This is a genomic window from Erwinia papayae (assembly GCF_058241465.1).
Window position 1 is genome coordinate 344,476 of the sequence record NZ_JBZCHT010000013.1, and the last position, 22,551, is coordinate 367,026.

General features: G+C 52.2%; 15 protein-coding genes, 4 tRNA genes, 4 rRNA genes and 2 pseudogenes. 6 read left to right on the top strand and 19 right to left on the bottom strand.

Annotated features, from left to right (window positions below; all coding sequences use genetic code 11):
- Positions 1–89: 89 nt before the first annotated feature.
- A complete protein-coding gene (locus tag AC3RPL_RS17785) occupies positions 90–761 on the bottom strand; it encodes a glycosyltransferase family 25 protein (protein ID WP_490741015.1) in 672 nt (223 codons plus the stop codon).
- A gap of 124 nt (positions 762–885) precedes the next feature.
- Here AC3RPL_RS17785 and AC3RPL_RS17790 point away from each other — a divergent pair, with 124 nt between their 5' ends.
- The gene (locus tag AC3RPL_RS17790; protein ID WP_490741016.1) at positions 886–1,155 is read left to right on the top strand and encodes a hypothetical protein; all 270 of its coding nucleotides are present in this window, start codon (positions 886–888) and stop codon (positions 1,153–1,155) included.
- 56 nt (positions 1,156–1,211) lie between these two features.
- Here AC3RPL_RS17790 and puuE read toward each other — a convergent pair whose 3' ends face one another.
- From puuE to AC3RPL_RS17805, 3 genes and pseudogenes are all read right to left on the bottom strand, one after another.
- Positions 1,212–2,165, bottom strand: a complete 954-nt coding sequence (gene puuE, locus AC3RPL_RS17795; protein ID WP_034933922.1) for an allantoinase PuuE — start codon at positions 2,163–2,165, stop codon at positions 1,212–1,214.
- A gap of 35 nt (positions 2,166–2,200) precedes the next feature.
- Positions 2,201–2,938 (bottom strand): allantoin racemase, encoded by a 738-nt coding sequence (gene hpxA, locus AC3RPL_RS17800; protein WP_490742081.1) that lies wholly within the window; start codon positions 2,936–2,938, stop codon positions 2,201–2,203.
- Positions 2,938–3,669: pseudogene (locus AC3RPL_RS17805) on the bottom strand (GntR family transcriptional regulator). The gene hpxA and the pseudogene AC3RPL_RS17805 overlap by 1 nt, the downstream one beginning before the upstream one ends.
- A gap of 145 nt (positions 3,670–3,814) precedes the next feature.
- On the opposite strand from AC3RPL_RS17805, the gene AC3RPL_RS17810 reads away from it, so the two are divergent.
- Positions 3,815–5,311, top strand: a complete 1,497-nt coding sequence (locus AC3RPL_RS17810) for an NCS1 family nucleobase:cation symporter-1 (RefSeq protein ID WP_490741017.1) — start codon at positions 3,815–3,817, stop codon at positions 5,309–5,311.
- A 62-nt stretch (positions 5,312–5,373) separates the two neighbouring features.
- Here the strand turns inward: AC3RPL_RS17810 and AC3RPL_RS17815 are convergent.
- Positions 5,374–5,450: transfer RNA gene (locus tag AC3RPL_RS17815), tRNA-Asp, on the bottom strand.
- 121 nt (positions 5,451–5,571) lie between these two features.
- On the bottom strand, positions 5,572–6,306 hold the full coding sequence (dnaQ, locus tag AC3RPL_RS17820; protein WP_490741018.1) for a DNA polymerase III subunit epsilon: 735 nt from the start codon (positions 6,304–6,306) through the stop codon (positions 5,572–5,574).
- Positions 6,307–6,357: 51 nt separating this feature from the next.
- On the opposite strand from dnaQ, the gene rnhA reads away from it, so the two are divergent.
- Positions 6,358–6,825: a ribonuclease HI gene (gene rnhA, locus AC3RPL_RS17825; protein WP_490741019.1), complete on the top strand. Its 468-nt coding sequence runs from the start codon at positions 6,358–6,360 to the stop codon at positions 6,823–6,825.
- Here rnhA and AC3RPL_RS17830 read toward each other — a convergent pair.
- Entirely contained in the window at positions 6,810–7,547 is a 738-nt protein-coding gene (locus AC3RPL_RS17830) for a methyltransferase domain-containing protein (protein ID WP_490741020.1), read from the bottom strand. The two genes, rnhA and AC3RPL_RS17830, sit on opposite strands and share 16 nt — an antisense overlap.
- Positions 7,548–7,591: 44 nt before the next feature.
- On the opposite strand from AC3RPL_RS17830, the gene gloB reads away from it, so the two are divergent.
- Both gloB and mltD read left to right on the top strand, forming a co-directional pair.
- Entirely contained in the window at positions 7,592–8,347 is a 756-nt protein-coding gene (gene gloB / locus AC3RPL_RS17835) for a hydroxyacylglutathione hydrolase (protein WP_490741021.1), read from the top strand.
- Positions 8,348–8,416: 69 nt separating this feature from the next.
- A pseudogene (gene mltD, locus AC3RPL_RS17840) lies at positions 8,417–9,798 on the top strand (murein transglycosylase D).
- A gap of 132 nt (positions 9,799–9,930) precedes the next feature.
- On the opposite strand, the gene AC3RPL_RS17845 reads toward mltD, so the two are convergent.
- From AC3RPL_RS17845 to btuB, 10 genes are all read right to left on the bottom strand, one after another.
- The gene (locus tag AC3RPL_RS17845; protein WP_490741022.1) at positions 9,931–10,749 is read right to left on the bottom strand and encodes an endonuclease/exonuclease/phosphatase family protein; all 819 of its coding nucleotides are present in this window, start codon (positions 10,747–10,749) and stop codon (positions 9,931–9,933) included.
- A 226-nt stretch (positions 10,750–10,975) separates the two neighbouring features.
- Positions 10,976–11,052: transfer RNA gene (locus AC3RPL_RS17850), tRNA-Asp, on the bottom strand.
- A gap of 118 nt (positions 11,053–11,170) precedes the next feature.
- Positions 11,171–11,286 (bottom strand): 5S ribosomal RNA (gene rrf, locus AC3RPL_RS17855).
- Between the two features lie 34 nt (positions 11,287–11,320).
- Positions 11,321–11,396, bottom strand: a tRNA-Thr gene (locus AC3RPL_RS17860).
- A 150-nt stretch (positions 11,397–11,546) separates the two neighbouring features.
- A 5S ribosomal RNA gene (gene rrf / locus AC3RPL_RS17865) occupies positions 11,547–11,662 on the bottom strand.
- A 205-nt stretch (positions 11,663–11,867) separates the two neighbouring features.
- Positions 11,868–14,771, bottom strand: a 23S ribosomal RNA gene (locus AC3RPL_RS17870).
- Positions 14,772–15,132: 361 nt separating this feature from the next.
- Positions 15,133–15,207: transfer RNA gene (locus tag AC3RPL_RS17875), tRNA-Glu, on the bottom strand.
- Between the two features lie 89 nt (positions 15,208–15,296).
- Positions 15,297–16,838, bottom strand: a 16S ribosomal RNA gene (locus tag AC3RPL_RS17880).
- The 16S, 23S and 5S rRNA genes sit together here with 3 tRNA genes alongside, the layout of an rRNA operon.
- Before the next feature lie 380 nt (positions 16,839–17,218).
- Positions 17,219–18,085, bottom strand: coding sequence for a glutamate racemase (murI, locus tag AC3RPL_RS17885; protein WP_034935312.1), 867 nt, complete (start codon positions 18,083–18,085; stop codon positions 17,219–17,221).
- Complete coding sequence (gene btuB, locus AC3RPL_RS17890; RefSeq protein WP_490741023.1) at positions 18,030–19,904, bottom strand: TonB-dependent vitamin B12 receptor BtuB; 1,875 nt, start codon at positions 19,902–19,904, stop codon at positions 18,030–18,032. Before btuB ends, murI begins: the two co-directional genes overlap by 56 nt.
- A gap of 359 nt (positions 19,905–20,263) precedes the next feature.
- On the opposite strand from btuB, the gene trmA reads away from it, so the two are divergent.
- A complete protein-coding gene (trmA, locus tag AC3RPL_RS17895; RefSeq protein WP_490741024.1) occupies positions 20,264–21,364 on the top strand; it encodes a tRNA (uridine(54)-C5)-methyltransferase TrmA in 1,101 nt (366 codons plus the stop codon).
- A 32-nt stretch (positions 21,365–21,396) separates the two neighbouring features.
- On the opposite strand, the gene AC3RPL_RS17900 is transcribed toward trmA, so the two are convergent.
- Positions 21,397–21,750: a YijD family membrane protein gene (locus AC3RPL_RS17900; RefSeq protein WP_490741025.1), complete on the bottom strand. Its 354-nt coding sequence runs from the start codon at positions 21,748–21,750 to the stop codon at positions 21,397–21,399.
- An 11-nt stretch (positions 21,751–21,761) separates the two neighbouring features.
- Positions 21,762–22,403, bottom strand: coding sequence for an HTH-type transcriptional repressor FabR (fabR, locus tag AC3RPL_RS17905; RefSeq protein ID WP_034935304.1), 642 nt, complete (start codon positions 22,401–22,403; stop codon positions 21,762–21,764).
- Positions 22,404–22,551 lie beyond the last annotated feature (148 nt).

Here is a 22,551-nt window from a genome sequence, read left to right on the forward strand (position 1 = left end):
TAAATATTCCCGTCGCACGACGGGAATGTTCAGGTATTACAGCAGCCAGACGAATCCCGGCTTAATGAAATCCGAATAACAGAGGCTGTTCAACAGGAGCCATACTTCCTTATGTCATCAATATGGCGGTTGAAATACTCAATTCTGTTGATAAAACGGCGTTCGATATCACTCATTCCCGGCCGCTGATAACCCGTACAGGGATAAACACCGTACCAGCGATCAACAGCCATCAGCACCATCCAGTGCGTATCCAGACTCGATTCCCCATAGGGAACTCCCGCTTTTTGCATTGCAGCAGACTGCCAGAAATTGTGCATAAGTCGGGCGTAATAGTGATAATTAACCAGATAACTGTTTGCCAGGTGAGCGTGTTTAACGCTGTAAAATTCAGGCAGAACCTGGTGAATGATTAAATAGCTGGCAGAAAGGAGCGCAACATCCCATTCGGTTTCCTGCAAATTCAAAAAAAATTGATTCAGTCTGCGGCACGATTCCTCGTCATGATAAAACGTCATATCATCTTCAAGAACCAGCACGTTTCTCCAGCGAGCATGCTGTGCCATTTCCAGCACAGCGGCATGCGATAAGGTACAGCCGATGCCACCATTCCTCTCTTCAATAGCTTCAAAGCGAATAATTTTATCCTGCGGAACATCCACAGACTTCAGCTCTTCCTGCATCGCCTGATTTCTGTCCGATCTTTTATTAAAATTAATATAGACAACCTTGTCGACAAATTGCCAGTTAATGAATTCCATTATGGCCTCCCTGATTTTATGCCTTAACTGATAATACACTTGCATACTGGCGCAGTGAGATGAAGAAAAATAAAAACAACGAAATTTTATTTTTATATCAGTAAATTGCATAAGATGATAATCAATGATTGCAGCGAGAGTATTTTACAAAAAAATAATCAGATCACATGCCGGTAAGGCAGATGATTTTTTTAATTTACTTCAGGGCAGGTCGTTAAAACAACGCTTACTTTCTCTGGAGAGTCTGGTCGTGGGTATATATTTAAACCCGGTGAAATTAAATAAATTTCCCGTTAATCCAGTTCAATTGAAAACCGCAGGTGTTTTACAGAACCCGTCCGGCGTACGTTTATTTAAAAAAAAATCGCACTACTCAGCCGACAAAGTCCGTTAAGTCTGACGGGCTGTTTACTGGCAAAAACAGCCCGCAGAAAAGCAGTTATCTTTGCTTCATCCGGCCGGATGGGTGGCGATCCAGTGCTCCGCAATCTGCTGGCGGGTGCAGATCCACACCGCATCATGTTGCTGGATATAATCAAGGAAACGCTGTAGCGCCCGAAAACGACCGGGCCTGCCCAACAGCCGACAGTGCATCCCTATCGACATCATTTTTGGTGCCGTTTCGCCCTCAGCATACAACACATCAAAGCTGTCTTTCAGATAGGTATAAAACTGCTCTGCGGTATTGAACCCCTGCGGCGTGGCAAAGCGCATATCGTTGGTTTCCAGCGTGTAAGGGATAATCAAATGCGGCTTAACCGACCCATCCTGACAGGTTACCTGGGTCCAGAATGGCAGGTCGTCGCCATAGTAGTCGCTGTCATAGCTAAATCCGCCCTGCTCCACCACCAGCCTGCGGGTGTTAGGGCTGTCCCGGCCGGTGTACCAGCCGGTCGGCGCTTTGCCGAACAGGTCGGTCAGCGTATCCACCGCCAGTTGCATATGCTGGCGTTCAGTCCGGGCATCCATTGCCTGGTAGTGGATCCAGCGCCAGCCGTGGCTTACCACGTCGTAGTCTGCCTCTTTTATTGCCGCGACGATTTCCGGGTGGCGAGCCAGCGCCATCGCAACGCCAAAGACCGTCAGCGGCAGTCCACGCTTCTGAAACTCCTGATGAATACGCCAGAACCCGGCACGGGAACCATATTCATACAGTGAATCCATCGACATGTGACGCTCCGGATAGCTGGCGGCACCAATAATATCGGATAAAAACTGCTCGGATCCGGCATCGCCATGCAATACGTTGTTTTCTGCGCCCTCTTCGTAATTAAGCACAAACTGTACGGCAATCTTCGCGCTGCCCGGCCAGGCGGCATGAGGCGGCTTACCGGCGTAGCCTGTCAGGTCACGAGGATAATTTTTATTAAAGCTGTACTCTTTTTTTTCTACGTCATTGCTCATCGTCAGCATCCTGTTATCAGCTTGATTGCTCTTACTCAGTTCAGACGTTCAAACTGGCCCGATAGTATTTTCTGCACAGGATAGTCCAGATCGCCGTGCTTGCTGGTTGACAGCCCCAGCGTCACCAGTGATTCCACCATTTTAACGGCAGCCCCAACGCCATCGATCACCGGAATAGCCAGCTCTTTGGTCAGCTCGCGGGCAAGCATGGCCATCCCTCCACAGCCAAGAACGATGGCTCCACTGCCATCCTGACGTTTTGCCTGTATACAGTATTCCCGCACTTTTTCCTGTGCCAGCCCGCTGCTGTCTTCCAGTGCCAGCACCGGCAGATCGATAGCGTGCAGCGCAGCGCAATGATGCTCAAAGCCATACTGTCTTAGCAAATGTCGTGCAACAATCACCGTTCTCGGCAGGGTGGTCACCACCGAAAAACGTGTGGCGACCATTGTTGCCATGTGCATCGCCGCTTCAGCAATGCCCACCACCGGCCCCCGGGCCAGTTCACGCGCCGCCAGCAGGCCCGGATCGCCGAAGCAGGCGATGACATGACCGGAAACCCCCTGCTCGCGCCCGGCCTTCACCTGTTCCAGCACGCCGATGGCCGCAATGGCCTCATCAAAATGCCCCTCAATCGAGGGGACGCCGTCAGTCGGGCAAACGGCGAGGATTTCAGTACCGGGCGCGGCTACAGCCCGCGCGGCCTGGGCAATGGTCTGCGTCATCGCCAGGCTGGTATTCGGATTAATCACCTGGATAATCTGCCCGGCCATCATGGTTTACCTCCTGTTTTCGGCGTAAATCCGGCAAACAATCTGGCAAAGTCCGGCAGCGTTTCTCCGCCACGCTCAAAGCGCAGACTGGCTACGATATGCGAAAAATGTTGCCGCATTGCGTCAGCCAGTGGTTGCGGATTTTTTTTTCTGATCAACTTTATCAGCTGGTCATGGTCATCGCAGCGGCAGCCCTGCTGCCAGGGCGCACCATATGCAGCAACCACCAGCGATGAACGTTGCGCCAGTCGCATCACCATTTCAGTCAGCACAGCGTTGCCCCCAATCGCCTGTAACTGGACGTGGAAAGCCGCAGAGTGGCGAATGGCCGCCGGACCATGGTGATCCTGATGCGCCTGCTGCTAAAGACGGATTAGTTTTTCCAGCGCCGCCAGATGCGTGGACTGACAGCGCGCCAGCACCGCAGGCAGATTGGCACATTCAATTAAGGCCCTGGTACGGAAAATATCCTGTGCCTCTTCTACTGACGGCGTGGCGACCTGTGCACCACGTTTGGGCGTCAGCACGATCATCTGCACCGCAGCAAGGCGTTGCAGCACTTTACGGATGCCGGTACGGCTGATACCAAAAATCTCAGCAAGGGGTTCTTCCGGCAGTTTGCTACCCGGCGGTAATTGCTGTTCAACTATCGCCGTCAGTAGCGCCTGATAGATGGGTTCGTCCTTGTCGGTCAGGTCAGAGGCCGCGATCAGGCCAGTTTCACTCTTCATTCCCTACTCCGCTAAACATCTTATTTAAAGAAAATCGTACACACTTTTCTTTACTTTTGTATACATGAAAAAACATTCTGGCCTGGATCCTGCAATACATCCTCCATCCATTACGTTTCGAGTTGAATTTACAGGAGCAGGTTTCATGCCAGACATTCAGCATGTTTCACCCCCGGCGTCAGACAGCGTCAACGCCCGCTACAGCCCACGACTGTGCAACGATGATCTCGCCCCAACCCGCGATCAAAACTGGAACTGGTACAACATCTTTTCGTTCTGGATGTCGGATGTACACAGCATGGGCGGCTATGTGGTCGCAGCCAGCTTCTTTACGCTGGGTCTGGCCAGCTGGCAGGTGCTGCTGTGCCTGCTGGCGGGCATCTGTATCGTGCAGATTTGCGCCAACCTGGTCGCCAGACCCAGCCAGATGGCCGGAGTACCCTATGCGGTTGTTTCCCGTCAGGCCTTTGGCGTGTTCGGCGCCAATATCCCGGCAGTGATCCGTGGCCTGATTGCCTTTGCCTGGTATGGTATCCAGACTTATCTGGCGGCCAATGCGCTGATGCTGGTTTCACTGAAATTCTGGCCGTCACTGGCAGCGATGACCCAGACTTCCTGGCTGGGACTGTCGCAGCTGGGCTGGATTTGCTTTGGCATCATGTGGTTCGCTCAGGCGCTGGTTTTCTGGCATGGGATGAGCGCGATCAAACGGTTTATCGACGTGGTAGGCCCGGCAGTGTATGTGGTGATGCTGGCCCTGGCCGGGTGGATTGTGTACAAGACCGGCTTTGACGGCATTTCGCTGACGCTGACCAGCAAGCAATTGAGTAAAGGTCAACAGGCATGGGAGATGATCACCGCAACGGCGCTGGTCGTCTCTTATTTTTCCGGCCCGTTGCTCAACTTTGGCGACTTTTCCCGATATGGCAAAAGCATGGGGGAAATCCGTCGGGGGAATCGCTGGGGACTGCCGTTTAACTTTCTGCTGTTTTCGGTGGTCACCGTGGTGATTGTTTCCGGTACACAGTCACTGTTCGGCAGGATGATCACCGATCCTATTGAAACCGTCAGCCGGGTGGGTAGCGACCTGGCGGTTGCCATCGGCCTGCTGACGATGATTACCGCAACCATTGGCATTAATATCGTGGCCAATTTCGTCTCTCCGGCCTTTGACTTTTCAAACTGTTCACCGCAAAAAATCAGCTTCCGCACCGGCGGGATGATCGCCGCCGTCGGCTCCGTGCTGTTGACGCCGTGGAATCTGTTCCAGTCTCCCGAATTAATCCACTACACGCTGGATGTGCTGGGTGCGTTTATTGGCCCGTTGTTTGGCATTCTGCTGTGCGATTTCTATCTGATCAAACGCGGTCAGATTGCGGTAGATGATCTGTTTGATGATACGCCGAAAGGGCGTTACTGGTATCGCGGTGGGTTCAACCCGAAAGCGATTGCCGCGCTGGTGCCGTCGGTATTTGTCGGGCTGGTGATTAGCTTTATACCGTCGCTACATGCCGTCGCTAACTTCAGCTGGTTTATTGGCGCGGCGCTGTCAGCCGGTTGCTACCGCTGGATTGCGCGCAATGAGCGCGTGGCAGCCGCGCAGGATTTTGCCAGTAAGCAAAGCCCACTGAGATCGTCGTAAGGCGTTGCTGAGACTGAAACGACGAAAGCCTGATTCACTACTGAATCAGGCTTTCTGAATTTTGGCGGAACGGACGGGGCTCGAACCCGCGACCCCCTGCGTGACAGGCAGGTATTCTAACCAACTGAACTACCGCTCCGCGCTCAGTTCCTTGCGGAACGGGGCGAATATTACGGTGGGGTCCTCACTTCGTCAATGCTTTTTCTACGGCTTTAAGCGCGAATGCATATTTTTTCGCCTTACCGCCTGATTTATGGGGATTATGTCCGCCAGAGGCAACTTCCGCCCTTCTTCATCACCAGATCCAGACGGGATTCATGCGCCGCCATTTCTTCTGCGGTTGCTTCCACTACCCGCAGCCCTGCAAGCGGTCGTGTAATACGGTGAATGGTATCTCCTCCGCTCTGCTGCTGACGCTCGCCTTCCATTGAAAAGGTCAGTGACGTCTGTCCACCGGTCATCGTCAGATAAACTTCAGCCAGAATTTCGGCATCAAGAAGAGCGCCGTGCAGGGTGCGCTTGCTGTTGTCTATTTCATAACGTGAGCAGAGCGCATCAAGGCTGTTACGCTTGCCGGGGAACATCTTGCGCGCCATCGCCAGACTGTCTGTGACCTGGCAAAAGGTTTCCGTGCCGGCGATATTGCGGGCAAGTTTGGCAAATTCATAGTCGATAAAGCCGATATCAAACGAAGCATTATGGATAACCAGTTCAGCCCCGCTGATGTAAGCAATAAAATCGTCAGCAATTTCTGCAAAGGTGGGTTTATCGGCAAGAAATTCATCGGCAATGCCGTGAACACCAAAGGCTTCAGGATCGACCAGCCGATCCGGCTTCAGATAAATATGGAAGTTATTACCGGTCAGACGGCGGTTCACCACCTCAACGGCACCGATTTCAATGATGCGATGCCCTTCATAGTGCACCCCGATCATATTCATACCGGTGGTTTCCGTATCAAGAACGATTTGCCGCGTGGTATTTACTGTGCTCATAGGACCCGTTTATGTCAGACTTGGCATTTTTCAGCAGGGAGTCTACCAGAGATGCTTAAGCAGGTAGAAATTTTCACCGATGGTTCTTGCCTTGGCAATCCCGGCCCCGGGGGGTATGGCGCAATTCTGCGTTATGGCAAACACGAGAAAACGTTCAGCGCCGGATACTATCTGACCACCAATAATCGCATGGAGCTGATGGCGGCGATTGTGGCACTGGAGGGGCTGACGCAACCCTGCAAAGTGGTGCTCAGTACTGACAGTCAGTACGTCAGACAGGGGATAACCAGTTGGATCCATAACTGGAAAAAACGTGGCTGGAAAACAACCGATAAAAAACCGGTCAAGAACGTTGACCTGTGGCAACGCCTTGATGCTGCGTTAAGTCATCATCAGATAGAGTGGCAGTGGGTAAAGGGCCACGCCGGTCATGAAGAAAATGAACGTTGTGACGAGCTGGCGCGATCCGCTGCCGGCAGCCCTTCCCAGCAGGATACCGGCTATCAGTCAGAATCCTGACGGCGATAACCTGCCCGAAACTGACGTGTAGCGCCAACCGCCGAGGCCAGTCTTCTTTTTGCGGCAGCTTTTCTGGCCGGATTGATGGTCAACGGGAAAGTCCTTTTGCGTGCCATAATAATATTCAGGCAGCCCAGCGCCGGAAAATGTGTGCTGATCACTCTGCCGCCCTGACGATTCCAGGGCAAGACCTGAAAACGGGTGTGTTCAGTCACTTCATAGTTGAGCAGGCTCAACCAGTCCATCAAACGCATGGGAGTAAACATTCTGCTGTTCCACGGTATGCGTCGGTTAAGCCCCGGGATCAACTTGCCTGTACCCAGTAAACTGAAAGGATTGAAACCGCTGATAATCATCCAGCCATCGTCAATCAACACCCGATCCACTTCACGCAGAACGCGATGCGGATCGTCGCTCCACGCCAGACAATGGGCAAGCAGGCAGGCGTCCACGGATTTGGAGGCGAACGGCAGACTACCCGGTTCAGCGATTACATGCAGATCGCTGCCACTGGTGCCGACATTGACCTGATGGGAGATATCGCAGTGCCGGGTGTCGATCTCCGCACTGAGATGTCCTATCTTCAGCAGATGATAACCGTAGATTTTACTTAAGGATGTCTCCAGATGCCGGGTGAGCGCATCACGGTAAAACTCTCCCCATGGGATTCCGGCCCAGCACTGAGGCACATGACGAATCCGGCGTGTTTTAGCTGGCTTCATGCTTTACCATCTTCTTTCCATTGCGACCGTTTACAGAGGCGATGATGAATCTTAACAGTATTCCCGCTCTTCAGGATAACTACATCTGGCTGTTGAATGACGATCGGGGTGACTGCCTGATTGTCGATCCTGGTGAAGCAGAACCGGTATTGGACGCCATGACAAAAAATCACTGGCAGCCAGTCGCGATTCTTCTCACTCACCATCATCATGACCACACCGGAGGGGTGCAAAAGCTGGTCGAGAAATATCCGCAGCTGGTGGTTTATGGTCCTGCTGAAGCGCTGGGCAAAGGGGTAACCCAGGTGGTGTCTGAGGGGGAGAAAGTGACTGTTCTGGGAATGGAATTCAGTGTCCTGTATACCCCAGGTCATACTTTAGGACATATCTCATATTTCAGTTTTCCTTACCTTTTTTGTGGTGATACGATGTTTTCCGCAGGCTGTGGCAAACTATTTGAAGGCACACCACAAAAAATGTATGAATCTTTTCAGAAGATTAACTCACTGCCAGCGGAAACGCTGATCTGTTGCGCTCACGAGTATACGTTATCGAATCTGGAGTTTTGTCGGAGCCTTTTGCCGCATGATGTTGAGATTGAGCGCTATCATCATAAAATTAAGGAGTTACGTGCGAAAAACGGCATTTCACTCCCCACAAATCTGGCGTTTGAGCGAAAAATAAATATTTTCCTCAGAACGCATGAAATTGAATTACAAAGAATAATTGGTTACGAAACATCTCCATCACAACTATGGCAAGTATTTGCAACGTTACGTCAGAAGAAAGACCATTTTTGATTTTCGGGTTGTGTTGCGCAAACTGACCACGTATAGTTGCTCGTCTTTTAAGCTAACTACGACAAACACATGAAGGCTACAGCGATAATTATCGCCTCGGTCTTGCTGGTGGGTTGCCAGGCGTCAGGACATGACGTTAACCCCCTGAACAGCATGCACAGAGTTTGTCTTCGGCAAGTCAAAGTGAAACGAGTAAAAACGCAGATCGCTTTTTGTCGCCGCGCTGGCAGGATGATGGAACCAACCTTGCGCAGCAACAGCATCTGTGGGATTTCATTAGCAACGAGCTGAAGATGAAGGTTCCGGATAACCCCCGGATACGCGAACAAAAACAAAAATATTTAAGTAACAAGAGCTATCTCCACGATGTAACTTTACGGGCAGAGCCGTATATGTACTGGATAGTCGAGGAGATTAAGCAACGTAAGATGCCGATGGAACTAGTACTACTACCCATAGTGGAGAGCGCTTTTGACCCCCATGCCACCTCTGCTGCCAATGCCGCTGGCATCTGGCAGATAGTGCCGCAAACGGGGCGTAACTATGGTTTGAAACAGAACCAGTGGTATGACGGTCGTCGCGATGTGGTTGCATCGACCAAAGTTGCGTTGGATATGATGGAACGCCTGAACGGCATGTTTGACGGGGACTGGCTACTGACCATCGCCGCCTATAACAGTGGTGAAGGACGTGTTCTGAAGGCGATAAAAGCCAATAAAGCCAGGGGTAAACCAACGGATTTTTGGCATCTGTCGTTACCACGTGAAACGACAGTCTATGTACCCAAAATGTTCGCTCTGGGAGAGATCCTGAAGAACAACAAGCGCTACGGCGTACGCCTGCCTGAACCTAATGAATCTCGCGCCCTGGCAAGAGTAGAAGTGGGACAGCAGATGGAGTTGACTCAGGCAGCAGAAATGTCGGGTATGTCGCTGACTAAGTTGAAAAGTTTCAACGCAGGGTACAAACGCGGTAAGACAGCGCCTGATGGTGGCCCTCAGTACATTATGGTACCGAAGTCCAACGTTGCGCAGCTGCGTAACTCACTGGCAACAGGGGATATTGCCGCAGTTCAGCCTGGCGCATTAGCCAGTAACAGCACGACTGCAAGCTCATACAAGGTTCGTAACGGTGATACCTTGTCCGGAATTGCGAAGCGGCTGAACGTCCCGGTTAGCGAATTGCAGCGGGCTAATAATCTGCGCGGCAGTAATATTAAGCCAGGGCAGACCTTAAGCTACAGTGGCAGTAGTAATGCCAGTAAGCTGGCAGATAATGGCAACAGCATCACCTATAAAGTCCGTAGGGGTGATTCTCTGGCCAGCATCGCAAAGCGACACGGGGTTAATATGAAGGACGTTATGCGCTGGAACAATGGCGACGTGGCGAATCTTCGACCCGGAGATAATCTGACACTGTACGTTAACAACAGCGCTTCACCAGACAGCTAATCAATTTCTACAGTCATTAAAAAGCCAGTCACCTGACTGGCTTTTTTATTGCCAACGCAAAACCACCTCCCGTGAAGCTGGTCAGCTACCATAAGAGTCGTTGACTGGCGTTGAAATGGGCAGCATTGACCGTTAATCGGGGCATTCATCAGTGGCGGCGGCTGTGCCTGAATCGAATTCAACCAGTAACGGGTTATGGTCAGAAGCACGGGTTATAAGTACGGATGCCTGTAACACTTTCATCCTGCGATAAAATACAAAGTCGAGAGGACGACCAAACGCCCTGCGCCGATGGTCATCACTAAAACTGACTTCATCCAACCCCATATCACGCGCAAACGTATACAACGCATTGATACGTTGACGGCTCCAGGCATTAAAATCCCCGGCCATAATCACCGGTCCCTGATGGTGGATAATCTGCTCCCCAATCGGGCCTAACTGTTTGCTGTAGACATCTATACCCAGGCTAAAGTTGACCGCGTGAATATTCACCACCATCAGCATCTGACCGTCTGGTAAAGGATAAGCCGTAACCAGTGCCGATTTTGCCAGTCTTAATAGCGGCTCACGTTCACGTAAGGGGCAGCAATATACGGGATGTGCAGCAGCGAGAGTCATTACACCTGATGGATGCTGAGGCAGGACGAAAGCGGGCACCTGATCGGCAGCAAGATAGTGAGTTGTGGCAAAACGTACCAGCTCAGGGGTTGTCTGTGCTTCCTGCAATAAAACCAGATGGGCATCTTTACCAAAGTTCTGCAGCACCGAGAGCCAGTCAGCACGCTGTTGCTTGAAAATATTCCATACCAGTACACGTAGCGAAGATTGAGTTGTAAGTGGTGTACCGGGAGGTAATGCCTTGCCGACGTGAAGCATGGAGCCAGGCGGAAAAATACGCTCTGCTGGCTGTCCTGCTACATATCGCATGGCATAAGTTTTTTTTCGCACTTTACCGCCTGGCTTTTTTCTTAGGGTGTCAGTCACACTGTCATTCAGTTATAGGGGCTTTGCAGCCGACTTTCAATCCGGGCTTGCTGATAAGCGCGAAAAACCAGGTAAACATTTGCAAATTAAGACAAATTTACTGGTACTAATCAACGCTTCAGGTTGGATTATGAAAAAAGTGATGATAACAAAAAAGCCCTGAGCAAATATGCTCAGGGCTTGTATAAAGTGGCGGAACGGACGGGGCTCGAACCCGCGACCCCCTGCGTGACAGGCAGGTATTCTAACCAACTGAACTACCGCTCCACCGATTCTGTACTGAATTCAGAATGTTGCTTCTGATATCAGGTATTACTTATACCTTTCATGTCACCTGAAAAGTGTTGAAGTTAAGAACTTATCAGCCCTTATCTTCTTTTATGATGCCTGGCAGTTCCCTACTCTCGCATGGGGAGACCCCACACTACCATCGGCGCTACGGCGTTTCACTTCTGAGTTCGGCATGGGGTCAGGTGGGACCACCGCGCTACAGCCGCCAGGCAAATTCTTTTAATGAACTCAGTGCCATACTAAGTGGTGCTGATACCCAGAGTCGAACTGGGGACCTCACCCTTACCAAGGGTGCGCTCTACCAACTGAGCCATATCAGCACTTTGTTATGAACAATTAACGTGAAAGTGCGTTAACCGTTTTAAATACTACTTCTGCTATTCACAACAGCAGGGCAGTCCATTGTAATCAGGTAGTTCGCCCTTATCTTCCGCTGATAAGGTTTGCCAGAAAGCTGGTCTTAATATGATGCCTGGCAGTTCCCTACTCTCGCATGGGGAGACCCCACACTACCATCGGCGCTACGGCGTTTCACTTCTGAGTTCGGCATGGGGTCAGGTGGGACCACCGCGCTACGGCCGCCAGGCAAATCTTGGTGCACAAAACGCTTCTTTTGCCCTGATACCGCGTTGCCTGCGCTCGTAAAGTCAGTCGCATACTTATGTATGCTCTTTCCTTTCCTTCGCCTGCCGCCTTCTCTCAGCACAAAATCTCACGTTCCCTGCAAATTACTTATCCGTCACAAGCTGAAAATTATTCACTGTCTCTCAACAGAACGCCTCTGGCGTTGTAAGGTTAAGCCTCTCGGGTCATTAGTACCGGTCAGCTCAACGCATCGCTGCGCTTACACATCCGGCCTATCAACGTCGTCGTCTTCAACGTCCCTTCGGGTGGCTTAAAGCCACAGGGAGAACTCATCTCGGGGCAAGTTTCGCGCTTAGATGCTTTCAGCGCTTATCTTTTCCGCACTTAGCTACCGGGCAGTGCCACTGGCGTGACAACCCGAACACCAGCGGTGCGTTCACTCCGGTCCTCTCGTACTGGGAGCAAACCCCCTCAATTCTCCAGCGCCCACGGCAGATAGGGACCGAACTGTCTCACGACGTTCTAAACCCAGCTCGCGTACCACTTTAAACGGCGAACAGCCGTACCCTTGGGACCTGCTTCAGCCCCAGGATGTGATGAGCCGACATCGAGGTGCCAAACACCGCCGTCGATATGAACTCTTGGGCGGTATCAGCCTGTTATCCCCGGAGTACCTTTTATCCGTTGAGCGATGGCCCTTCCATTCAGAACCACCGGATCACTATGACCTGCTTTCGCACCTGCTCGCGCCGTCACGCTCGCAGTCAAGCTGGCTTATGCCATTGCACTAACCTCCTGATGTCCGACCAGGATTAGCCAACCTTCGTGCTCCTCCGTTACGCTTTGGGAGGAGACCGCCCCAGTCAAACTACCCACCAGACACTGTCCCCGCGCCGGATCACGGCGCAAGGTTAGAACGCCAAACGTTAAAGGGTGGTATTTCAAGGATGGCTCCGCGCAGACTGGCGTCCACGCTTCAAAGCCTCCCACCTATCCTGCACATCAAGGCTCAGCGTTCAGTGTCAAGCTGTAGTAAAGGTTCACGGGGTCTTTCCGTCTTGCCGCGGGTACACTGCATCTTCACAGCGAGTTCAATTTCACTGAGTCCCGGGTGGAGACAGCCTGGCCATCATTACGCCATTCGTGCAGGTCGGAACTTACCCGACAAGGAATTTCGCTACCTTAGGACCGTTATAGTTACGGCCGCCGTTTACCGGGGCTTCGATCAGGAGCTTCTGGTTACCCATAACCCCATCAATTAACCTTCCGGCACCGGGCAGGCGTCACACCGTATACGTCCACTTTCGTGTTTGCACAGTGCTGTGTTTTTAATAAACAGTTGCAGCCAGCTGGTATCTTCGACTGGCCTCGGCTCGGGGAGCAAGTCCCTCCACCTACGCGCCAGCGTGCCTTCTCCCGAAGTTACGGCACCATTTTGCCTAGTTCCTTCACCCGGGTTCTCTCAAGCGCCTTGGTATTCTCTACCTGACCACCTGTGTCGGTTTCGGGTACGATTTCGTGTTGCCTGATGCTTAGAGGCTTTTCCTGGAAGCAGGGCATCTGTCACTTCAGCACCGTGGTGCCTCGTCATCACGCCTCAGCCTTGATTTTCCGGATTTGCCTGGAAAACCAGCCTACACGCTTAAACCGGGACGACCGTCGCCCGGCTGACACAGCCTTCTCCGTCCCCCCTTCGCAGCAACACCAAGTACGGGAATATTAACCCGTTTCCCATCGACTACGCCTTTCGGCCTCGCCTTAGGGGTCGACTCACCCTGCCCCGATTAACGTTGTACAGGAACCCTTGGTCTTCCGGCGAGCGGGCTTTTCACCCGCTTTATCGTTACTTATGTCAGCATTCGCACTTCTGATACCTCCAGCAGCCCTCACAGGCCACCTTCGCAGGCTTACAGAACGCTCCCCTACCCAACAACGCTTGCGCGCCGCTGCCGCAGCTTCGGTGCATGGTTTAGCCCCGTTACATCTTCCGCGCAGGCCGACTCGACCAGTGAGCTATTACGCTTTCTTTAAATGATGGCTGCTTCTAAGCCAACATCCTGGCTGTCTGGGCCTTCCCACATCGTTTCCCACTTAACCATGACTTTGGGACCTTAGCTGGCGGTCTGGGTTGTTTCCCTCTTCACGACGGACGTTAGCACCCGCCGTGTGTCTCCCGTGATAACATTCTCCGGTATTCGCAGTTTGCATCGGATCGGTAAGCCGGGATGGCCCCCTGGCCGAAACAGTGCTCTACCCCCGGAGATGAGTTCACGAGGCGCTACCTAAATAGCTTTCGGGGAGAACCAGCTATCTCCCGGTTTGATTGGCCTTTCACCCCCAGCCACAGGTCATCCGCTGATTTTTCAACATCAGTCGGTTCGGTCCTCCAGTTAGTGTTACCCAACCTTCAACCTGCCCATGGCTAGATCACCGGGTTTCGGGTCTGTACCCTGCAACTTAACGCCCGGTTAAGACTCGGTTTCCCTTCGGCTCCCCTATACGGTTAACCTTGCTACAGAATACAAGTCGCTGACCCATTATACAAAAGGTACGCAGTCACACCACGAAGGTGCTCCCACTGCTTGTACGTACACGGTTTCAGGTTCTGTTTCACTCCCCTCGCCGGGGTTCTTTTCGCCTTTCCCTCACGGTACTGGTTCACTATCGGTCAGTCAGGAGTATTTAGCCTTGGAGGATGGTCCCCCCATATTCAGACAGGATACCACGTGTCCCGCCCTACTCTTCGAACTCACGACCTGTGCCTCTTCGTGTACGGGAGTATCACCCTGTATCCTGCGACTTTCCAGACGCTTCCACTGATGCACAAGCCGATGATGGTTCCGGGCTCCTCCCCGTTCGCTCGCCGCTACTGGGGGAATCTCGGTTGATTTCTTTTCCTCGGGGTACTTAGATGTTTCAGTTCCCCCGGTTCGCCTTGCAGCACTATGTATTCATGCTGCAATGATGCACTGAGTGCACCGGGTTTCCCCATTCGGGTATCGTCGGGTATCGCGGTTCATATCACCTTACCGACGCTTATCGCAGATTAGCACGCCCTTCATCGCCTCTGACTGCCAGGGCATCCACCGTGTACGCTTAGTCACTTAACCTCACAACCCACAGGCGTCCTTTCTTCTGGTTTCGTAACGACTGCGCGTCGTCATGGCCGCGTTATGCAGTGCTTGCAGTGCTCATGGACATCAGTCCACTCCGCCCTGCTGCGCGCTGACGCCTTGCCACGACCTTGCTCGTTCGTTACTCCGACAGAGTCACGCTGCATGTTGTAAGCATTTGAGAGACCCGAACATGTCGTCATGCCATTCTTATTACGGAGAATGACCACAACATGTCGTTTCAAATTTTCAGCTTGTTCCGGATTGTTAAAGAGCATGTATCTCATAACCGATTCACCTTGCGGTAAATCAGCTCTGAGATACGGGCGGAGACATCTTTCACCTGTCACCAGGCAGGTGGCGTCCCCTAGGGGATTCGAACCCCTGTTGCCGCCGTGAAAGGGCGGAGTCCTAACCGCTAGACGAAGGGGACACAAAGGTGTCTCGACTTCGCAGCCGTCCTGCTCATTACTTTTCTATCAGACAATCTGTGTGAGTACTGCACGGGAAGGTATCTTCAGGTAAGGAGGTGATCCAACCGCAGGTTCCCCTACGGTTACCTTGTTACGACTTCACCCCAGTCATGAATCACAAAGTGGTAAGCGCCCTCCCGAAGGTTAAGCTACCTACTTCTTTTGCAACCCACTCCCATGGTGTGACGGGCGGTGTGTACAAGGCCCGGGAACGTATTCACCGTGGCATTCTGATCCACGATTACTAGCGATTCCGACTTCACGGAGTCGAGTTGCAGACTCCGATCCGGACTACGACGCACTTTATGAGGTCCGCTTGCTCTCGCGAGGTCGCTTCTCTTTGTATGCGCCATTGTAGCACGTGTGTAGCCCTGGCCGTAAGGGCCATGATGACTTGACGTCATCCCCACCTTCCTCCGGTTTATCACCGGCAGTCTCCTTTGAGTTCCCGGCCGAACCGATGGCAACAAAGGATAAGGGTTGCGCTCGTTGCGGGACTTAACCCAACATTTCACAACACGAGCTGACGACAGCCATGCAGCACCTGTCTCACGGTTCCCGAAGGCACAACCCCATCTCTGGGGTCTTCCGTGGATGTCAAGGCCAGGTAAGGTTCTTCGCGTTGCATCGAATTAAACCACATGCTCCACCGCTTGTGCGGGCCCCCGTCAATTCATTTGAGTTTTAACCTTGCGGCCGTACTCCCCAGGCGGTCGATTTAACGCGTTAGCTACGGAAGCCACGCCTCAAGGGCACAACCTCCAAATCGACATCGTTTACGGCGTGGACTACCAGGGTATCTAATCCTGTTTGCTCCCCACGCTTTCGCACCTGAGCGTCAGTCTTTGTCCAGGGGGCCGCCTTCGCCACCGGTATTCCTCCAGATCTCTACGCATTTCACCGCTACACCTGGAATTCTACCCCCCTCTACAAGACTCAAGCCTGCCAGTTTCAAATGCAGTTCCCAGGTTAAGCCCGGGGATTTCACATCTGACTTAACAGACCGCCTGCGTGCGCTTTACGCCCAGTAATTCCGATTAACGCTTGCACCCTCCGTATTACCGCGGCTGCTGGCACGGAGTTAGCCGGTGCTTCTTCTGCGGGTAACGTCAATGAATGAAGTTATTAACTCCACTCCCTTCCTCCCCGCTGAAAGTACTTTACAACCCGAAGGCCTTCTTCATACACGCGGCATGGCTGCATCAGGCTTGCGCCCATTGTGCAATATTCCCCACTGCTGCCTCCCGTAGGAGTCTGGACCGTGTCTCAGTTCCAGTGTGGCTGGTCATCCTCTCAGACCAGCTAGGGATCGTCGCCTTGGTGAGCCGTTACCTCACCAACTAGCTAATCCCATCTGGGCACATCCGATGGTGTGAGGCCCGAAGGTCCCCCACTTTGGTCTTGCGACGTTATGCGGTATTAGCTACCGTTTCCAGTAGTTATCCCCCTCCATCGGGCAGTTTCCCAGACATTACTCACCCGTCCGCCACTCGTCACCCGGGGAGCAAGCTCCCCTGTGCTACCGTTCGACTTGCATGTGTTAGGCCTGCCGCCAGCGTTCAATCTGAGCCATGATCAAACTCTTCAATTAAAAGTCTGATTTGCTTCAACTCGTGAAGCGGTGCTCAGGAAAAACCGTAATGAATTACGTGTTCACTCTGAGGCTTGATATTTTTTTGCATCCTAAGATGCGGATATCAATCCTGTGAGTGCTCACACAGATTGTCTGATAAATTGTTAAAGAGCGGTGCAACCGGCAGCGCTGCTGCTGTTGCGAGGTGGCGTATATTACGCTCTCCTCCTTCAGAGTCAACTTCTTTTTTAAGAGGTTTTCTCCGGCGGCTCAGCGTTGCTGAACCTCCTGACCCGCCGGCTTCTCAGCCGCTGTTCCGTGTCAGTGGTGGCGCATTATAGGGAGTTTCTGAGAGCTGACAAGCGCTATCTGCAAAAAAAATTTTGATCGCTGTTTTTTCACTCATCAGCGCCATAAAGTGATAGTTTTTCAAGCCGTTCGAAGCCATAACGCCTTAAAACGGGCATTAATTGCACTACACGCTCTGTGATATCCATGCAAAACACCAGATTGCTCTCGGCTGACTTAGCCTCAGGCGCTTCATTTTCTAACAGCCAGGCGGTGCGACGGGCAATGGCAGCAGCAGAATCAACCAGCCGGGTCCCCGGAGGCAGTACCTGACTCAGCTCATCATTTAGTAAAGGAAAATGTGTACAACCAAGCACAACCGTGTCCGGCGGTTCTTTCATTTTCAGCCAGGGTTGCAGGATACGCCTCAGCTCATCCAGGGGCACTGGTTTACCCTGCAATTTAGCCTCCGCCAGCTCAACCAGCTCCGCCGAGCCGAGCATTTCTGTTTTACACTCTCCGGCAAAACGCGATACCAGTTCATGTGTATAAGGTCGCTTCACCGTGCCACGAGTGGCAAGGAGTCCCACAACACCGTTACGGGTGAGACGTGCCGCCGGTTTGATCGCAGGTACGACACCAACAACGGGAAAGTTGAAGCGTTGACGCAAGGCAGGAAGAGTAACGGTACTGGCGGAATTACAGGCGATAACCACCAGTGCCAGCGGGTAGCGGCGGGTGACTGCATCAACAATTTGCAGGACGCGCTCAACAATAAACTCTTCACTTTTCTCACCGTAAGGAAAAGCCACATTATCGAAGACGTACAGATAATGAAGATCCGGCAATAGCTGCCGGATTTCATCATAGACAGAAAGCCCACCAACACCGGAGTCAAACACCAGTACCGTGGGTCGTTCTTCAGAAGGTGTAGCTGCCGCTGAGGTAATACTCCCTTCCCGGAGTTTGATAGCCATAAACTGTCTCGTAATCTTTATCGAACAGGTTAGCTATTCTACCACGAACGGTTAGCTGAGATGTGAGTGGATACGAAACAGCCAGATCCCACAGGCTGACACCTCCCAGTTTTACAGTTCGGGCCGTGTAATCTGAGTTGTAATCCTTGTCATAACGATCGCCAAGATATTGATAGCTGACTGACCAGTCAACATCACAGATGGTGTAATCGAGCTGATACTTCAACTGCTGCCTGGCACGGCGCAGCAGAACTTCGTTGGTGTTGCCGTCACGCGCATCGACATAGTCATAAGAGAGGGAGTGGCTGACCGGGCCGGTGTCAAACGAAGCCGTCGCTTCCACTCCTTTAATAGTCGCTTTGCTGATATTGTAATAACGGAATGTGTTTGGATCGCTGTCGATAAGGTCATCAATATCATTACGATAGCCAGACAGACGCCAATTGACGAGGCCGGTCAGACCTGCAAAACCGCCTTCCCACTGCTGACTTTTTTCCGGGGCGAGATCGCGGTTACCGTAGTTCGCGCTGTATACCTGGCTCAGATTCGGTGCCTTAAATGCCGTGCCATACGATGCAAACAGACTGTAGTCATCGACAAACTCCCATGCGGCGCTGGTCTGCCAGGTGTTGTGCCAGCCGAAGGCATTATTATCATCACCCCTTACTGCGCCTTCCAGGGTCACCGATCCCAGTTTCTGCTGAGTGGTGGCATAAATACCGGTATTACGCTGTTCCTGACCTTCACTGACGTAGTTGGTGTTTGGCCGGGAGGTTTGCCTCTGCCAGTCAACACCTGCACTGACCGTGCCGGAGTCAAGCGCAACGGTATTCCCCCATTGCAGATTGTACTGCTGCACATCATCCAGTGTCGCAGGAACGACATCACGACCCAGCCGTGGGTCATAATTATAATCTTTAGTGTGGCTGTAGCTGGCAATCAGTTGGGATGAATAACTGTCACGATTAAAGCGCAGCCCCGTGTCCCAACTCTGACTATACAGCTGGCGGGTATCCACCAGCGCACCCGGCACACTGAAGCTCAACGACCCATCGTAAGCGGTACGATTGTCGTAACCATAGCCCCGGACAAAACCACTTAATTCGTCATTAAACTGGTGTTCGACCAGACCATAAAGTGTCTTGCTCATAAAGCCGTCACGATCTTTCTGTGCGGGATCGCCATAGATATCTGGCAAATTAGCCACCACATCATAACCTTTGGTGTAGGTGTAGTTACCGGCGAGCGTTATGCGAGTATCTGTACCAGGTGTCTGCTGCGTGGTGCCATCATAAGACTGGTAGCCATGCGATCCGGATCCTGCGGTCAGCGTAGTTCCCGGCTTGTCGCGCCCGGTAATAATATTCACCACGCCGCCAATCGCATCAGAGCCGTAAACAGCAGAACGTGCGCCTCGAACATATTCAATGCGCTGCACCAGTGAAACTGGGATTTGGCTCAGGTCGGACGAACCACTGATTCCCGCCTGATTCAGGCGAATACCATCTATCAGCACCAGTACATGGCTGGAGTTAGTACCGCGAATAAACAGTGAACTTTGCTGGCCCAGACCACCATTTTGCGCAATATCCACGCCGGGTAAACGGCGCATCACGTCCGCCAGGCTCTTTGACTGCCAGCGGTCAATCTGCTCACGGGTGACGACCGTCGTCGGAGCAAGCACGGAAGAAACGGGTTGGGCAAAACGATTAGCCGTAGTGACCAGCGTATTATCTGTATTCTGCGCAAAACCGTGCTGCGTCCAGAGGAAAATAGCCGACATGCTGAATGCCAGCGGTCTGTTTTTATTGGTTATCATTCTGAATAAACGCCCAAAAAATCATGCAGGATGCCGCAGGCACATAACAAATAGCACAGGATAATCGTGTGAAATGCGGCGGATATCCCGGCAGTATTGTGTCAGCATCACAAAGAATAAAAGCGCTGCTGTCCTAACTAAAGTGCCCGGGAGCAATCCCACGCCGCATTGTGTCAGCTCCGACGCTGCAATGAAGCCCATAGTGATGTAGCGGCAAAACGGGGGCATCTTATGTTTAAAATCAGGATAAATCCAGGTATCCGCCTGAGCGGCCCCTTCACGACCTGACAACGCTGGACATTGCGTGCTGAATCCCTACAATGCGCCGGGCACAAAAGGCCATTAACCGAGGAATGACCATGACGCCCGAACAGCTGCCAACGGAACAATACGATGCACAACTCCAGCAGAAGGTAGTTCGTCTGAATGCCCTGATGGCGCCGTTTGACGCGCCTGAGACTGAAGTGTTTCGTTCCCCGGTCAGCCATTATCGTATGCGAGCGGAATTTCGGGTATGGCATGATGGCGATGATCTTTATCACATTATCTTCGATCAACATACCCGCCAGCGCATCCGAGTGGACAGCTTTCCGGCGGCCAGCGAATTAATCAATCAGCTGATGCCTCTGCTGATAGATGCTCTACGGGACAACCCTCTGCTGCGCCATAAACTGTTTCAGGTTGATTACCTCTCCACCATGAGCAATCAGGTCCTTATCACTCTGCTTTATCACCGCACATTGACAGAAGAGTGGCAGCAGGCGGCTGTCATCCTGCGCGATACGCTACGTGCTCAGGGCTTTGACCTGCATCTGATCGGCCGGGCGACGAAAACTAAAATCTGCCTGGATCGCGATTTTGTCGATGAATGTTTGCCGGTCGCGGGGCAGGAGATCACTTACCGTCAGGTGGAAAACAGCTTTACCCAGCCTAATGCGGCGATGAATATTCAGATGCTGGAATGGGCGCTGGAGGTGACAAAAGACGCCAGGGGTGATCTGCTGGAACTCTATTGTGGCAACGGTAATTTCTCATTAGCGCTGGCGCGCAATTTCAGACGGGTGCTGGCGACCGAAATCGCCAAACCTTCTGTTGCCTCAGCGCAGTACAATATCGCCGTCAACAACATTGAAAATGTGCAAATAATTCGCATGGCAGCGGAAGAATTTACCCAGGCAATGAACGGTGAACGGACATTTAACCGGCTGGAAGGTATCGATTTAAGCAGCTACCAGTGCGAAACGATTTTTATCGATCCTCCACGTAGCGGACTGGATGCCGAAACGGTCAGAATGGTACAGGCCTATCCACGGATTCTGTACATCTCCTGCAATCCACAGACACTGTGTGAAAATCTGGCTACGCTCTCCACGACACATCAGGTTGCCCGGCTGGCTCTGTTCGACCAGTTCCCTTACACACACCATATGGAATGCGGTGTGCTGCTGGTTCGTCGCTAAGCACCCAGGGTGGCGAAACCGGCCACCCTTTGTTACTCGCTCTTGCGCGATCTGAGTTTCAGTCCTATCCAGAATACCAGCGCCACCATTAAAAGGGTGGGCACAAAATTTGACCCAAGAGCAGGATATTCCGCCCGCACAATCGCGCTGTACAGCAAAATGCCTAACAGAAAAAACGCGGCGGCAATAGAGGGCATCCCATCAGGCATGGAACGATTAAGGTAGCACTGATGCAGACACCAGGCCGACAGCCCAAGTGCAATCAGAGGGAACAAAGAAAACGGCACCAGCGAACTGAACAGTACCGAAAACGTTCCGTTAATCGACAATCCGGTGAGGAATGCCAGCAACAGAGTCCCTCTGTCGCGTCCAGTAGCCAGTTTCATTTCACCGTCCTTTAATCCTGAGATTCCAGCGTGCCCGCCAGTCTCTCCTGTTCACGTCGATACCAGTAGTAAGCGCCTTTCGAAATCATCCGCAGTTGCAGCACCAGTCGTTCTTCCAACTGGCGACGCTGGTCAGCATCAATATCCAGCGCTTCGGCCCCGGCGTTAAAAACAATGATGACCATCGCTTCAGCCTGCGCTTCCGTAAAGCTACGCGGCATACGGTTTTCAATCTCAAGATAATCCGCCAGTTCGGCGATAAAGTGTTGTATCTCACGGGCAACGGCCGCACGAAAGGCAGCAGATGTGCCGGAACGCTCCCGTAGCAGCAGACGGAAAGCATTGGGATTGTCACCTATAAACTCCATAAAGGTGGCAACGGAAGTACGTATTACGCTGCCCCCCCTGGCAATGCGCTGACGCGCCTGGCGCATCAGCTGGCGCAACATCAGGCCACTTTCATCGACCATTGTCAGCCCTAATTCATCTACATCACGAAAGTGACGATAGAATGACGTTGGAGCAATCCCGGCTTCGCGTGCAACTTCCCGCAGGCTCAGGCTGGCAAAGCTGCGTTCGGCACTAAGCTGACTAAATGCCGCTTCAATCAGCGAACGCCGTGTCCGTTCTTTTTGCTGCGCTCTGACGCCCATGTTTGTGCCTGTTTTAACTGCCGGAAAGGCACTATATCAAAATTTCAGCGTACAGTGCTGCCAACTTTGTGACGGCCTGTTAATCCCACACTTTGTCAAATGATAACAAAATAAGTGGTTAGAATTGGGCACCAGTCAGGTGAGATGT

Excerpts from the sequence above, each read along its gene's own strand:
- AC3RPL_RS17785 (WP_490741015.1), bottom strand. The coding sequence starts at position 761 with ATGGAATTCATTAACTGGCAATTTGTCGACAAGGTTGTCTATATTAAT.
- AC3RPL_RS17790 (WP_490741016.1), top strand. The coding sequence starts at position 886 with ATGATTGCAGCGAGAGTATTTTACAAAAAAATAATCAGATCACATGCC.
- puuE (WP_034933922.1), bottom strand. The coding sequence starts at position 2,165 with ATGAGCAATGACGTAGAAAAAAAAGAGTACAGCTTTAATAAAAATTAT.
- hpxA (WP_490742081.1), bottom strand. The coding sequence starts at position 2,938 with ATGGCCGGGCAGATTATCCAGGTGATTAATCCGAATACCAGCCTGGCG.
- AC3RPL_RS17810 (WP_490741017.1), top strand. The coding sequence starts at position 3,815 with ATGCCAGACATTCAGCATGTTTCACCCCCGGCGTCAGACAGCGTCAAC.
- dnaQ (WP_490741018.1), bottom strand. The coding sequence starts at position 6,306 with ATGAGCACAGTAAATACCACGCGGCAAATCGTTCTTGATACGGAAACC.
- rnhA (WP_490741019.1), top strand. The coding sequence starts at position 6,358 with ATGCTTAAGCAGGTAGAAATTTTCACCGATGGTTCTTGCCTTGGCAAT.
- AC3RPL_RS17830 (WP_490741020.1), bottom strand. The coding sequence starts at position 7,547 with ATGAAGCCAGCTAAAACACGCCGGATTCGTCATGTGCCTCAGTGCTGG.
- gloB (WP_490741021.1), top strand. The coding sequence starts at position 7,592 with ATGAATCTTAACAGTATTCCCGCTCTTCAGGATAACTACATCTGGCTG.
- murI (WP_034935312.1), bottom strand. The coding sequence starts at position 18,085 with ATGGCTATCAAACTCCGGGAAGGGAGTATTACCTCAGCGGCAGCTACA.
- btuB (WP_490741023.1), bottom strand. The coding sequence starts at position 19,904 with ATGATAACCAATAAAAACAGACCGCTGGCATTCAGCATGTCGGCTATT.
- trmA (WP_490741024.1), top strand. The coding sequence starts at position 20,264 with ATGACGCCCGAACAGCTGCCAACGGAACAATACGATGCACAACTCCAG.
- AC3RPL_RS17900 (WP_490741025.1), bottom strand. The coding sequence starts at position 21,750 with ATGAAACTGGCTACTGGACGCGACAGAGGGACTCTGTTGCTGGCATTC.
- fabR (WP_034935304.1), bottom strand. The coding sequence starts at position 22,403 with ATGGGCGTCAGAGCGCAGCAAAAAGAACGGACACGGCGTTCGCTGATT.